Annotated in this window: 12 protein-coding genes; 1 reads left to right on the plus strand and 11 read right to left on the minus strand. The window is 51.3% G+C overall.

Annotation, left to right across the window (positions count from 1 at the left end; all coding sequences use genetic code 11):
- Positions 1 to 633, minus strand: a complete 633-nt coding sequence (rplC, locus tag KO087_RS01455; RefSeq protein WP_215506979.1) for a 50S ribosomal protein L3 — start codon at positions 631 to 633, stop codon at positions 1 to 3.
- Positions 634 to 683: 50 nt separating this feature from the next.
- The gene (gene rpsJ, locus KO087_RS01460) at positions 684 to 1,001 is read right to left on the minus strand and encodes a 30S ribosomal protein S10 (protein ID WP_068368942.1); all 318 of its coding nucleotides are present in this window, start codon (positions 999 to 1,001) and stop codon (positions 684 to 686) included.
- A 445-nt stretch (positions 1,002 to 1,446) separates the two neighbouring features.
- On the opposite strand from rpsJ, the gene KO087_RS01465 reads away from it, so the two are divergent.
- On the plus strand, positions 1,447 to 2,034 hold the full coding sequence (locus KO087_RS01465; RefSeq protein WP_215506981.1) for a flavodoxin family protein: 588 nt from the start codon (positions 1,447 to 1,449) through the stop codon (positions 2,032 to 2,034).
- A gap of 77 nt (positions 2,035 to 2,111) precedes the next feature.
- Here KO087_RS01465 and KO087_RS01470 read toward each other — a convergent pair whose 3' ends face one another.
- From KO087_RS01470 to KO087_RS01510, 9 genes are all read right to left on the minus strand, one after another.
- On the minus strand, positions 2,112 to 2,510 hold the full coding sequence (locus tag KO087_RS01470) for a pyridoxamine 5'-phosphate oxidase family protein (RefSeq protein ID WP_215506983.1): 399 nt from the start codon (positions 2,508 to 2,510) through the stop codon (positions 2,112 to 2,114).
- 111 nt (positions 2,511 to 2,621) lie between these two features.
- Positions 2,622 to 5,198, minus strand: coding sequence for an ATP-dependent chaperone ClpB (gene clpB, locus KO087_RS01475; RefSeq protein WP_215506985.1), 2,577 nt, complete (start codon positions 5,196 to 5,198; stop codon positions 2,622 to 2,624).
- A gap of 33 nt (positions 5,199 to 5,231) precedes the next feature.
- Positions 5,232 to 6,158, minus strand: coding sequence for a DnaJ domain-containing protein (locus tag KO087_RS01480; protein ID WP_215506987.1), 927 nt, complete (start codon positions 6,156 to 6,158; stop codon positions 5,232 to 5,234).
- Between the two features lie 150 nt (positions 6,159 to 6,308).
- Positions 6,309 to 6,857 (minus strand): NADPH-dependent FMN reductase, encoded by a 549-nt coding sequence (locus KO087_RS01485; RefSeq protein WP_215506989.1) that lies wholly within the window; start codon positions 6,855 to 6,857, stop codon positions 6,309 to 6,311.
- A 68-nt stretch (positions 6,858 to 6,925) separates the two neighbouring features.
- Positions 6,926 to 7,390, minus strand: a complete 465-nt coding sequence (smpB, locus tag KO087_RS01490; protein WP_251374890.1) for an SsrA-binding protein SmpB — start codon at positions 7,388 to 7,390, stop codon at positions 6,926 to 6,928.
- Positions 7,383 to 9,494, minus strand: coding sequence for a ribonuclease R (rnr, locus tag KO087_RS01495; RefSeq protein WP_215506993.1), 2,112 nt, complete (start codon positions 9,492 to 9,494; stop codon positions 7,383 to 7,385). The genes smpB and rnr overlap by 8 nt, the downstream gene beginning before the upstream one ends.
- A 15-nt stretch (positions 9,495 to 9,509) precedes the next feature.
- Positions 9,510 to 10,682 (minus strand): D-alanine--D-alanine ligase family protein, encoded by a 1,173-nt coding sequence (locus KO087_RS01500; RefSeq protein ID WP_215506995.1) that lies wholly within the window; start codon positions 10,680 to 10,682, stop codon positions 9,510 to 9,512.
- A gap of 125 nt (positions 10,683 to 10,807) precedes the next feature.
- Positions 10,808 to 12,346: a UDP-N-acetylmuramoyl-tripeptide--D-alanyl-D-alanine ligase gene (locus KO087_RS01505; protein WP_215506997.1), complete on the minus strand. Its 1,539-nt coding sequence runs from the start codon at positions 12,344 to 12,346 to the stop codon at positions 10,808 to 10,810.
- Positions 12,347 to 12,355: 9 nt separating this feature from the next.
- A complete protein-coding gene (locus tag KO087_RS01510; protein ID WP_215506999.1) occupies positions 12,356 to 13,120 on the minus strand; it encodes an alpha/beta fold hydrolase in 765 nt (254 codons plus the stop codon).
- Positions 13,121 to 13,214 lie beyond the last annotated feature (94 nt).

A 13,214-nucleotide genomic window follows, 5' to 3' on the forward strand; every position in this document is an offset into this window, starting at 1 on the left:
TTATTTACCGCTTTTAACCGTGGCACGAACGCGAACGAGTCCGTTTTTCGGTCCGGGAACGGCACCTTTGATTAAAAGGAAGTTGTTGTCGGCATCGACGCGTACAACTTCGAGGTTTTGAACGGTCACACGTTCATTCCCCATGCGTCCCATCATGCGGTGGCCCTTCCATACGCGACCCGGGTAGGATGCAGCACCCATACCACCGGGCATTCTGTGGAATTTCGAGCCGTGGGTTTCGCGGCCACGACCGAAGTTGTGACGCTTAATAAGACCTGCGGTTCCCTTACCCTTGCTGGTACCGGTCACATCGACCTTGTCACCTGCTTCAAAGACGGTTACGTCTAAGGTGTCGCCGACGTTGAAGTCTTCGCCTTCAGCCAAGGGGAATTCGCGGAGTACCCGTTTGTATTCCACGCCGGCTTTGTCGAAGTGGCCCTTTAAGGGTTTGTTGACGTGTTTTTCTTTTACGGCGCCGGTTGCGACTTGAATGGCTTCGTAACCGTCGATGTCCATGGTCTTTCTTTGAACGACCACTTGGGGTTCAACCGCCACGACGGTGACGGGCACTTGTACGCCTTCTTCGGTAAAGATTTGGGTCATGCCAATCTTTTTACCCAATGCATATTTCATAAAATACCTCCATTACAGCGGATTGCCTGGCAATCATATAGTCCGACAGCTTACAGTTTTATCTCGATATCTACACCTGCGGGCAGATTGAGTTTCATTAAAGAATCCACGGTTTTTTGATTCGGGTTCATGATGTCGATTAAACGCTTGTGCGTTCTTTGTTCGAATTGTTCACGGGAATCCTTGTGTTTGTGTACGGAACGAAGAATGGTGATGATTTCTTTTTCCGTGGGCAAGGGTACCGGACCCGATACGTCGGCGCCGCTGGCTTTTGTCGCTTCGACAATTCTTTGTGCGGAGCTGTCTAATAACTCGTGGTCATAAGCTTTCAAACGAATTCTGATTTTTTGTTTTACATTTGCAGACATTTAGTCCCTCCTAGTGCATTTTCCTCAACGATAAGGGAAGAGCGCCGATCAACCTAGCCGGGTGTTTTCTGTGCCCCGTAAAAAAAGTCGGGCGCTCCGTCGCCCAATTCACGATTGGACATTCTCGACAATAATTCCCTTTTCCGCAAGCCTCCGATGCGAACACATCTTTGCGCCTGTTTCAAAGCCACCTATTGTGTCAACGCATGTCTCACGCATACCTTAGTATTATACATAAAAAACAACCTAAAATCAAGGGATTCAGGCATTTTCTGCGGATTTTTCGGGCTCGTGCCTCGATCCGCGGGTATTTACTTTGGCAACTTAGCTATAATAACCGAAACAATCGCCAATTGCAAGGCTTTTTCTGAAACTTTACAAAATAGCCATTCTGCCTGTTTTGATTTAACCCTATGATAAAATAGAAAGATAAAGGATGGTGTCTATGAAACTCTTAATTTTATTTGCAAGTCCTCGGCCCAAGGGAAACACGGCACAGCTTTTGGATAAAATCACCAAACGCTTCGACGATTCCGTGGAGGTCGCCCGCTTCGATCTCTATAAAATGAATCTGAAAAGTTGCATCGCCTGCCTGCGCTGCCAAAAGGTCTCGGATGGATTCAACTGCGTTCACGACGACGATATGCAGAAAATTTTCGACGCGGCCCTTCAAAGCGATCTGATTCTATTCGCCACGCCGATTTATTCCTTCTATTGTACGCCGCCGATGAAGATGGTTCTGGATCGGTTGGTCTACGGCATGTGCAAGTACTACGGCGAAACCATGGGGCCCTCGCTGTGGGCGGGTAAATCCATCGCCCTCGTCTCCACCTTCGGCTATCCGGAGGAAAAGGCCTCGGATCTGTTGACGGAAGGGCTCGTGCGCTACGCGAAGCACAACAAATTATCGTTTCTCGGCGCCTACGGCGAGCGCCAGCGCTCCTATAAGGAGCCTTTTATGAATGAAGCGGTCGACAAAAGAGCCGAGGCATTTGCCGACAAGCTGATGGCCTTTGGCGAAAGCTTAAATTAAACGGAAGCCATGGCTTTTGCTTCATCCATAGAAAAATCCCCTTTTCCTCGCAGGAAAGGGGATTTTTGTTCGATGGTTTACAGTTCGATGCCGTCTAATTGTTTGCCCGCCATATTTGCGTAGGACAGGCTGACATTTTCCAAAGTGTAGATTTCGAAGACGTCGTCTTCCACGCTGTAGCCGGCTTTTGCCAACATGGGCATGGCTTCCAGTGCGGCCTTTTTCGATTCCGGGGAGGTGATGAATTTCGCTTCGCCGGTGATGCGCAAGGTATTCATCTTGCCGTCCAGGGCGCAGAATTCCGTTTTCGGATTGGCCTTCAATTGTTTGCACATTTTTTTGCGGTTGTCCGTGTAGAATGCCAATTGGCCTTCAAATTCCATGACGAAACCAATAGGGCGAACGTGGGGTTGGTCCCCGTCTGTGGTGGCTGCGTAAAATACTTTAGCGTTCTTTAAATACTCGATTACTTTCATTGCCATTCTCCTTTTGTCTTTCAATTGCATTACGATGACTTCTATCTATATACCCCGCCCGGCTTTTACCACGCAAAAAACGCCCGAGGATTCTCGAGCGTTTTGTCTTGATTATTTTCGGATGACGTAATCGTCGCCGTCGACGGCAATTTCCAAATGATCGCCGTCCATAATGTCTCCTGCAATAAGGGCGCGGGAGAGTTTGGTTTCGATGTGGTTTTGGATATAGCGTTTGACGGGACGCGCACCGTAGAGCACATTGTAAGCTTCCGACAGGATTTTTTCTTTGGCTTCGTCGGTGGCTGCGATGTGAATGTCTCTGTCTTCGAGGCGGCTTTCGATTTCTGCCAGATCCGTGTCGATGATTCTGACGATTTCATCTTTCAACAGGGGCTTAAAGAGGACGATTTCATCCACCCGGTTTAAAAATTCCGGACGGAAGTGGTCTTTCATTTCCCTGTTGACGGCCTCTTTCGCTTCATCGGAAATGGCGCCGTCTTCTGCGACCCCTTCGATTAAGTCTTGGGAGCCGATGTTGGAGGTCATGATGATGACCGTGTTTTTAAAGTCCACGGTACGGCCTTGATTGTCCGTTAATCGGCCGTCGTCCAACACTTGCAAAAGGATGTTAAACACATCTCTGTGGGCCTTTTCGATTTCATCGAAGAGGATGACGGAGTAGGGTTTTCTTCTGACGGCTTCGGTGAGTTGGCCGCCTTCGTCGTAGCCCACGTAGCCCGGAGGCGAGCCGACCAGGCGGGAGACGCTGTGCTTTTCCATGTATTCGCTCATGTCGATGCGAATCATGTTCCGTTCGTCGTCGAAGAGGGCTTCAGTTAAGGCCTTGGCCGTTTCCGTTTTGCCCACACCCGTGGGCCCTAGGAAGATAAAGCTGCCGATGGGGCGGTTTTGCGCCTTGAGCCCTGCCCGTGCGCGGAGCACGGCGTCGCTTACGGCTTTGGTGGCATCGGCCTGCCCCACGACGCGCTTTTTCAGAATCTCGTCTAAGTGGAGGAGTTTTTCTCGCTCCGTTTCGGCAAGCTTGGCGACGGGAATGCCCGTCCACTTGCTCACTACTTCGGCGATTTCTTCTTCGGTAACTTCTTCTTTAATGAGCTTGCCATCGCCTTTTTCTTTGTTTTGCTCTTGCTTCAATTGCTCTTCCAATTTAGGCAATTCGCCGTATTTCAAGGCGGAGAGCTTTTCCAAATCGTAGTTGCGTTCCGCTTCTTCGATTTCGTGACGCACCTTGTCGATGGCTTCTTTTATATTCTTTTCGCCTTCCAGCTCTTTCTTTTCCGTTTCCCAACGGGCGATGAGGGCATCGTAATCGGCCTTTTCTTCGGCCAATTCTTCTTCCAAGGCGTCGAGGCGCTTTTTCGAAGCGTCGTCGGTTTCTTTCTTTAAGGCTTCCCGCTCAATTTCCAGTTGGAGAATGTGGCGGCGAATTTCGTCGATTTCCGTGGGCATGGACTCGATTTCCGTGCGCACCATGGCGCAGGCTTCGTCCATGAGGTCGATGGCCTTATCGGGCAGGAAGCGATCGGTAATGTAGCGATCGGAAAGGAGGGCCGATTGAATGACGGCGCCGTCGGAGATGCGAATGCCGTGATAGATTTCGTATTTTTCCTTCAGGCCGCGCAAAATGGAAATGGTGTCTTCCACCGTAGGCTCTTGCACTTGCACTTTTTGGAAACGACGTTCCAATGCCGGATCCTTTTCGATGTACTTGCGGTACTCGTCCAAGGTGGTGGCGCCGATGGTGTGGAGTTCGCCTCTGGCGAGCATGGGCTTTAAGAGGTTGCCCGCATCCATGGCCCCTTCGCTCTTGCCGGCGCCGACGATGTTGTGAATTTCGTCGATGAACATAATGATTTCGCCTTCGGAGCTCTTCACTTCGTTTAAGACGGCCTTCAAGCGTTCTTCAAATTCGCCGCGGTATTTGGCCCCGGCGATTAATGCCCCCATATCCAGGGAGAAGACGGTTTTGTTTTTCAAACCGTCGGGCACATCGCCAGCCACGATTCGTTGGGCCAAGCCTTCGACGATGGCGGTTTTCCCGACGCCGGGCTCGCCGATTAAGACGGGGTTGTTTTTCGTGCGGCGAGAAAGAATACGAATCACGTGGCGCACTTCATCGTCGCGGCCGATGACCGGGTCCATTTTTCCCTTGGCCGCTTCCGCCGTCATGTCCCTTCCGTATTTATTTAAGGCTTCGTAGGTATCTTCGGGATTGTCGCTGGTCACGTGTTGATTGCCGCGAATTTCTTTTAAGGCGCCCATAAAGCGGTCTTCGTCGATGCCGAATTCCTTAAAAATCCGCTTGTTGTTTACCCCGTCCCCTTTGATCATGGCGAGGTAGAGGTGTTCCACGCTGACGTAGCTGTCGCTTAAGCGCTTCGCTTCTTTCAATGCGTCGGTTAAAACGCCGTTCATGGCATTTGAGAGGCGAGGGGTGGCGCCGGTTTGTTTCGAGAGGCGGCCGATTTCCCTATCCAAGGCGTTTTCCACTTCCTTGGCATCGACGCCCATATAGTCCAATACGCGGGGAATAAGGCCTTCTGCATCGGATACCAAGGCTTTATTTAAGTGGAGGACGTCCACCTCCGGGTTTCCGTATTCTTGTGCCAAGTTTTGCGCGCTTTCCAACGCAGCCATGCTTTTTTGTGTAAATTTATCGATTTTCATATGGCACTCCTTTCATGCTGGTTATTTTTTCTTTTATTTTTTGTATTTTTCACTTAATTGTTTGTAAAGCGCTTCATCTTCCGCGCTTAAATTGTCCGGGTTCACGAGGACAAAGCGAATGTACGCATCCCCTGTGCGGCCCTTTAAATCCTTCAGCCCTTTTTTGGCCAGGCGCAGCTTTTGGCCGCCCTTGGTCTTTTCGGGTACGGTAATGCGAAGCTTCCCGGCGGGAAGATCGCAGGTGATTTTGTCGCCGAAATAGGCTTGCCAAGGATAGATGGCTTGATCCACGATTAGGTCCAGACCGTGAATTTCCACGCCCTTCGGCGATGTGACGTGAATTTTAAAGAGAATGTCGCCGTCGACGCCGAATTTCTCGCCGCGAACTTTCAATTTTTTGCCTTCGGTAATGCCTGCCGGCACCTTCACGGGAATGTCCACGGCCTTGCCGCCGATGGTGAGGCTCACTTGCCGCTCTACGCCGTGATAGGCATCGTCCATGGAAATGGAAAGCTCTGCGGAATACTGCGTGCGTTGCGGCTTGTGGGCCCTGCGAGAGCCTTTGAAGTCGCCGAAAATATCGCCCATGTTAAAGGTGGTACTTCTGCGCTTCGAGCCTGCGCCCCCGCCCCCGCCTCCAAAGAACATATCGAAGAAATCGCTGAAGTCGCCGCTTCCGCCGGTGGTGGTGTAGGTGTATCCGTATTGGGAGGGATCGAAATTCATGCCGCCGGAGAAATTGCCGGCGCTACCGAATTGATCGTAGGTTTGTTTCTTCTTCGGATCGGACAACACTTCGTAGGCTTCGTTGATTTCCTTAAACTTTTCATGTGCCTTTTTGTCGTCGGGATGAAGGTCCGGGTGATATTGCTTCGCCAGTTTGCGAAAGGCTTTTTTAATCGTTTTTTGATCGGCGCTTTTATCTACGCCCAATGTCTTGTAATAATCTTTATATTCCATAAATCACCTCAGTTGACTTTCTTTGACCTTGATTTCATTATAACACCTTCGCCGCGGAATGCAATAGATTTTTTGACCTTGTTTGACTTTTCTTTTCATTCCCGCCTAAAACAAGAAAAGCCCGCGTTTAGCAGGCTTTTTCGCAATCGATCAGAAGCGTTCCGCGTGGTTCACAAAGGCATCGACGAAGCCTTGCAAAAAGTCTTCCGTGTCTTTGATCAATTCGCCGTTTTTGTCGAACTTTTCGTGGACGGCGGACAGATAGACTTCCGGTTGTTGCAGAGGAATGAGATCGACGAAAATCAAATTTTGTCGCAAACTGAAATTCGCCGCCATGCCGCCGGATGAACCAACGCTGGCGCTTACGACGGCCGCGGGCTTGGTGCCCCATTTGCTCTTGCCATAGGGGCGGCTCGCCACGTCGATGGCGTTTTTAACGGCCGGTGCGCATAGGCGATTGTATTCCGGCGTAAAGAAAATATAGCCGTCTTTCTCTTCCACTTCTTTTCGGAAGCGGCTGTAGCTTTCCGGTTCGTTGTTTTCCCTTTCGTAGTCTTCGTTGTAAAGGGGCAGATCGCCGATTTCGATAAACTCAGCTTCGTAGCCTTCCGGGAACATGTCTTTCACCTTTTCGGCGACTTTTCTGTTCCAGGATCCTTTTCTGAGCGAGCCGACAATTAAACCGATTTTTTTCGTCATGGTATACTCCTTTTCTTTCTCTTAACTGTGCTATTTGAGTTATATCCGAAAGAAAGGAAATCTAAACATTACCGGTCCACGTAGCGCTTTAAGTCGCGTTCGATGTCCCGCTTCTTTATGGCTTCTCTTTTGTCGTGAAGCTTCTTGCCCTTGGCCTCGGCGATGGAAAGCTTCACCCTGCCCCGCGTCAGGTGCACGTTTAAGGGCACGATGGTGTAGCCCTCCTGCTCCGTGGCCTTGGCCAGCTGGGCGATTTCTTTTTTATGCATGAGGAGCTTGCGCTTTCGCAGGGGATCCATATTAAAGCGATTCCCCTGTTCGTAAGGCGCCACGTGCATCCCTTCGATAAAGATTTCGCCCCCTTCGATGGAGCAGTAGGCTTCTTTAATGGCCACGCTGCCCTTGCGAATGCTCTTCACCTCCGTCCCCTTTAAGACGATGCCCGCCTCGTAGGTGGTTTCGATGTGGTATTCGTGAAAGGCTTTTTTGTTATTGGCCAAGTAATCCCCGTCGGGTTTCTTCTTTTTAGCCACGGGCATCCTCCTCTAATTGAAAGTCGATGCGTCCCAGTATGGGATCGGCGCCGACCACGACGATGCGCATGGGATCGCCCATGTGAATGGTTTTTTTCGTGCGCTCGCCGACGGCCACATAATGGTCTTCGTCGAAGCGATAGAAGTCGTCCATGGAGGCATAGCCGATGAGGCCTTCCACTGTGTTGTCCAGTTCGCAGAAAATACCGAAGGACGTGATCCCCGACACTTTCGCATCGAAGCTTTCCCCGATGTGATCGGCCATGTATTGCGCCATCTTCACATCCACCACCTTGCGCTCCGCTTCCTGGGCGATTTTTTCCGTGGCGGAAATGTGATCGGCAATGTCCGGGAAGGTTCTCTTGTATAAATCGATGAGCTTCGTGTCCAGAACGTGGTTCAAATCCTGCTTAATGATCCGATGAATGGTTAAATCCGCATAACGGCGAATGGGCGAAGTAAAGTGGGAATAGTATTTAGCGGCGAGGCCGAAGTGGCCGGCGAGTTCTTCGCTGTAGCGGGCCTTTTGCATGCTCCGGAGGATCATGGTTTGAATCAAAGTCTCTTCGTCTTTTCCCTTGCAGGCCAAGGTCAGCTTTTGAATGTCCTTGGGGTGGATGTCCTTGGTGAGATCCAAATGGTAGCCGAAGGGGCGAATCACCGCATTTAAAAGGGTGAGCTTTTCAGCGTCCGGCTCCTCGTGAATGCGGTAGATGAAGGGCAGCTTCTTTTTGTGGTAGGTTTCGGACACGGTTTCGTTGGCGAGGAGCATAAATTCCTCGATAAGGTCGTTGGCATCCCGGTGATCCACGAGGCCGATGTGGGTGGGGTGGCCGTCAGCATCCAGCTCAATGGCCGGCTCGTCGAAGGAAAAGTCGATGTTGCCCCGCTTATCCCGCATCTTGCGACGATTTTTCGCCATGGTGTTTAAAATCGTGAGCTCGTCTGTGAGATCTTTCAGCGATTCGTGGATCTTTCCGTCTTCCAAAAAGTCGCTGACATGGGTGTAGACCAGGCGGCGGTCGCTGTTAATCACCGTTTCGGCGATGTGGAAGTGATAGACTTTGCCCTTATCGTCCAGCTCGAAAATCACGCTCAAACAAAGGCGATCCACCCCTTCATTTAAAGAGCAGATGCCGTTGGAGAGGGCCTTGGGCAGCATGGGCAGGACCTCACTTAAAAGATAGACACTGTTTCCCCGATGGAGGGCCTCTCTATCCAAGGGGCTTCCCATGCGCACGTATTCCGCCACATCGGCGATGTGTACGCCCACTTCCCAATGGCCGCCTTTTAATGGACGCACGCTCAAAGCGTCGTCGAAGTCTTTGGAATCGGCGCCGTCGATGGTGAAGGTGGGCACGTCTCGAAAATCTTCCCTGCCCGCCACGGCGGAAAGGCTCACTTTTTGAGGAATGGCCTCCGCTTCGTCCATGACGTCTCTCGGAAATTCCAAATCCAGCCCCATGGCATAGGCGATGGAGAGAATGTCCACGTTTTTGTCCTCGGGATAGCCAAGAACTTCCACAATTTTTCCCTCGGCCTTTTTGTTGGGTTCCGGATATTTTTCAATGTCCACCACGACTTTTTGGCCATCTTCGGCGCCGTTTTTCCACTTTTTCGGAATGAAAATGTCGTCGGGGATTCGCTTGTCGTCGGGGGTGACGAAACCGAAGCGCATGGCGTCGTCGTAAACGCCGACGATGCGATGATTGGCCCGCTCCAACACGGCGACGACGCGGCCCTCATCCCCTTTGTCCGGATCCTTGGAGGGGATTTTTTCCACGAGCACCCGGTCTTTGTTCATGGCGGAGTTCACCTTGGTGCGGTGAATGTATAAATCCGCCATTCCCTCGTCGTCGGGGACGAAGAAGCCGAAGCCCTTGTCGTTGCCTTCGAAGGTGCCGGTCATGAGCCCGCGGCGAAGGCTGGCGTGGTAGTTTTTATCCTCGTCCCGGTAAAGGGTGCCGTCTTTTACCATATCCTTTAAAAGGCCCTTCATTTCCTTTTGCAGATTGTCGTTGACGTTTAGGGTGCGGAAAATTTCCCGCTTGCTCAGGCCGTCGTTTTTCTCCAAAGCCTCCAGTACCCGGTCTCGAATAGTCATAATGCCTCCTTTGGCTTACAGTTTGCTACCGTAGGTGGTTTTCGTAAATAAATTGGATTCGTAGCTGTAGGTGGTGTCCTTGCGTTCATTTGCGCGGATCTCGCCTAATTCGATGACTCTACTTAACAACTCGGCGAAGGGAATGCCCACAGGCTCCCACAAGTAAAAGCCCATGGAGCCGGGCAGGGTGTTGATTTCATTGACCACCGTCTCCCCTTCGGCGACGAGAAAATCGATTCGGGCCGCACCGCAGGCGTCGATGGCGGTGAAGGCATCCTTCGCCAAGTCTTCGATTTTTTTCTTTAAGGCCTCGTCTACATCAGCCGGACAGTTTCTCGCATTTTTCCCCTTGCTTGGGCCGGTTTTCTTGCCGCCGCCGACGTATTTATCTTCGAAGCTCAAGAGATCCTTCCAGCCTACAGGCTCTTCCAATGCCGATGCGATCACGTCTCCTGCATAGCCCAAGACAGCGCAATTGATTTCCCGGGGATTTTCCGCAGCCTTTTCAACTAAAATCTTTCGGTCGTAGCTTGCGGCGAGATCCATGGCATCGCCAAGGGCCGCAGCTTCTTTCACTTTCGTAATGCCGATGGAGGAGCCCAGATTGGCAGGCTTGACGAAGACGGGATAGCCCAGCTCGCCGATGGCCTTTTTCACATCCTCTTTTTCCTCACGCCACTGACGGCGATAAAAACATTTCCCCTCCATAACGGGAATGCCGTGGGCGCGGAAGACGTCTTTCATAATCATTTTGTCCATGCCTACGGCGGCGGAAAGGGTGGAGCAGCCGATGTAGGGGATGTCCATGGTGTCGAAGTAGCCTTGAATGGAGCCGTCTTCACCGAAGGTGCCGTGAAGGGCCACAAACACCATATCCACGTCGGCGTAGACCGCTTCTTTCATGCCGCCTTTGGAAAAGAGACCGCCCTTTTCCTCTTCCAGTCTGTAAAGTTTCCCGCCGCTTCCGGCTTTGAAATACACTTCAAAGGTGTCGGCGAAATTGCCTTCTTTAAAAGTTTTGAAATTCGACAGACTTTCGCCGCCTAAAAACTTGCCGTCCTTGGTAATGTAGACGGGCACAGCCTCGTATTTGGATTTATCTAAATTTTCCATCACTTGCATACCGGTAATGACGCTGACTTCGTGTTCCACACTGCGTCCGCCGAAAAATACAGCGATTGTTTTCATAATGCACGTTCTCCCTTCGTGGTAATTCTTGTTTTATTCTATCATAGACGGCGCAGGGAATAATAAAGATCCGTGAAGATTGCGTAAAAAAGATGCATTAAAAAAGCGGCCCGAAAGCCGCTTCATTATTCGTCGTAGGAATCGGGAAGGTCGTTTTCGAAAAGCACCACGTCGCCCACGGTAGCCGCATGACCTAAAGATGCCGTGGCTTCGTCGAGGTTTCGCACCACGATCATCTTCTCTTCGCTGAAGCCCGCGTCCATAAGGCCCTTTTGAATGGGCGCCGTGCGCTTTTTGCCCACGAGAATGGCAATATCGCAAACTCCGGCGATTTCCTTGCCCAGTTTATAGTTTTCTTCCTCTTCCATATCGCCTAATTCCACCATGCCCGGCGTGACGATAATCTTCTTGCCTTTTTCGAACTGGCTCAGCACATCCAGCGCCGCCCGGGCGCCGACGGGATTGGAGTTAAAGGCGTCGTCGATGACGATGATCCCCGTGCCGCCGTCGACGATGTTCAGGCGGTGTTCCACCGGTTCCACTTTGCCGATGCCGCGGGCCACGGCCTCAGGCGCCATGCCCAGCACATAGCCTACGCTGGCGGCGGCGAGGAGGTTGGAAATGTTGTGCTTGCCTAAAAGCTTCGTTTCCGCCCGCACTTCGCCCTTGTCCTTAAAGCCCAGAGTAAAGGAGCTGCCCCGCTCGTGTACGGCAATGTCCTTGGCGTAGACGTCGAGCTTGTCGATGGCTTCCATACCGTAACGAATGGTGCGCTTTTTCGTCTTGTCCGCCAAGGGCTTCACGTAGTCGTTGTCGTAGTTAAAAATGGCGCTGTCATCCTCGGACAAGGCTTCGATGAGCTCGTACTTGGTCTTTTGAATGTTTTCGATGGTCTTAAACAGATGCATGTGGGTGGGCCCGATGGCTGTAATGATCCCGATGGAAGGTTGCACCAGCTCCGCCACTTCGGCGATTTCCCCGGGCTCTTTGGCGCCCAGCTCGGCGAGGAAGATCTCGTCTTTTTCGTCCAACTCGTTGTTAATGACCTTTGAAAGGCCCATGGGCGTATTGTAAGAAGAGGGCGTGTTTTGCACCACAAAGGCCTCTTCAAGGACGGTGGAGGTAATAAATTTCGTGGAGGTTTTGCCGAAACTTCCCGTAATGCCCACGACCTGCAGGCCCTTTTCCTTCAGATCCCGCACCTTTTTCTGCGCCGAATCGTAAAACCCCTGATTGATCTTCATTTCCTTGGGATAATTGATGCGATTGGCATAAATCAAGATGGCGTATTGGAAATAATAAATCCCCACACAGAAAATGGCAAAGACCACCGTCGCCAACGTAGGCGACACACCGTAGGCGGCCACGGCGACGAGAAGGGCCACCATGAGGAGCAGACGGTTCAACATACGGTGTACATTAAAAAGCCGTGTGGCCCGCTCCGTCATCACCAGGGGCGTCTTTTCCGAGGTGGGTGCGTAGCGGAAGGCTTTAATTTTTTCACCGTTTGTGCGGATCCACGCCTTGTACTCCCCTTCGTTGTAGCCTTCCAATTGAAGCATATGGAGGGGATAAAGGGCCCGCTCGTTAAACAGCTTGTAGAGCGCAAAACTCAGCGCCACGTAAATGGCTAAAAAGATCACAAAAGAAACTGAATGATACATAGTGACTCCTTATAAAAATGAACGCAACACGGCGTCGAACTGACCGTAGGCGTCGAGGTAACTGTAGTGGCCGCCTTTCAGGACCACGAGGCCCGCTTCGGGGATTTTTTCTTCAAAGACCTTGGCCATGGAAAGTGGCGTGGCGTCGTCTTCATCGCCCCAAATCAACAGGGTATCCGCCTGAATCTTCGGGAAGTAATCTTCCGTGGATTCATTTACCACCTTCACAAAGACCTTGCGCATGATCCCATCCGCCGCCTTGTAATCGTCGGAACCGAAGTTTTTGTAAAAACGCGCCATGGCCGCATTCGTGTCCTGCCAGAAAAACAGCAGCCTGTAAAGCTTCTTTAAAAGCTTGAAGGTGTAAACCTTTCTGTAATAAGTAAAAGACCTTTTCGGCAACACGCCGGACGCATCCACCAAAACCAATTTATCCACCTTTTCGGGATAGAGGGCGGCGAAGACGCTCAATGTCTTTCCGCCGAAAGAATGGCCGATGCAGGTGGCTCGATTGACGTGGTAGTAATCGTAGAGCTTCCTTAAAAGATCCACGTAATCGTCGCCGCCGATGACTTCATCGGGCGCGTCGCTTTCTCCGTGGCCCAAGCTGTCGTAGGCGATGACCCGGTAGCGATCTTTAATGCTACTCACAATGGGCATGACCGATTCGATGTTCGCGCCCCAACCGTGCAAAACGAAGGCCACATCCTCCCCCGTCTTCGTGTCGTAGACGGCAATGTTTTTTCCGTCGATGCGGATAAATTCTTTCTCCATCTCATCCCCCTTAAAAAATGATTATACCATAGGAGTCGCCTCGCTCCGAGGTTTACAACGCATTTTTGTCCGCAAAGAATATTTCGGCGAATTG

This window comes from Peptoniphilus rachelemmaiella (assembly GCF_943169845.1).
Lineage (GTDB): Bacteria > Bacillota > Clostridia > Tissierellales > Peptoniphilaceae > Aedoeadaptatus > Aedoeadaptatus rachelemmaiella.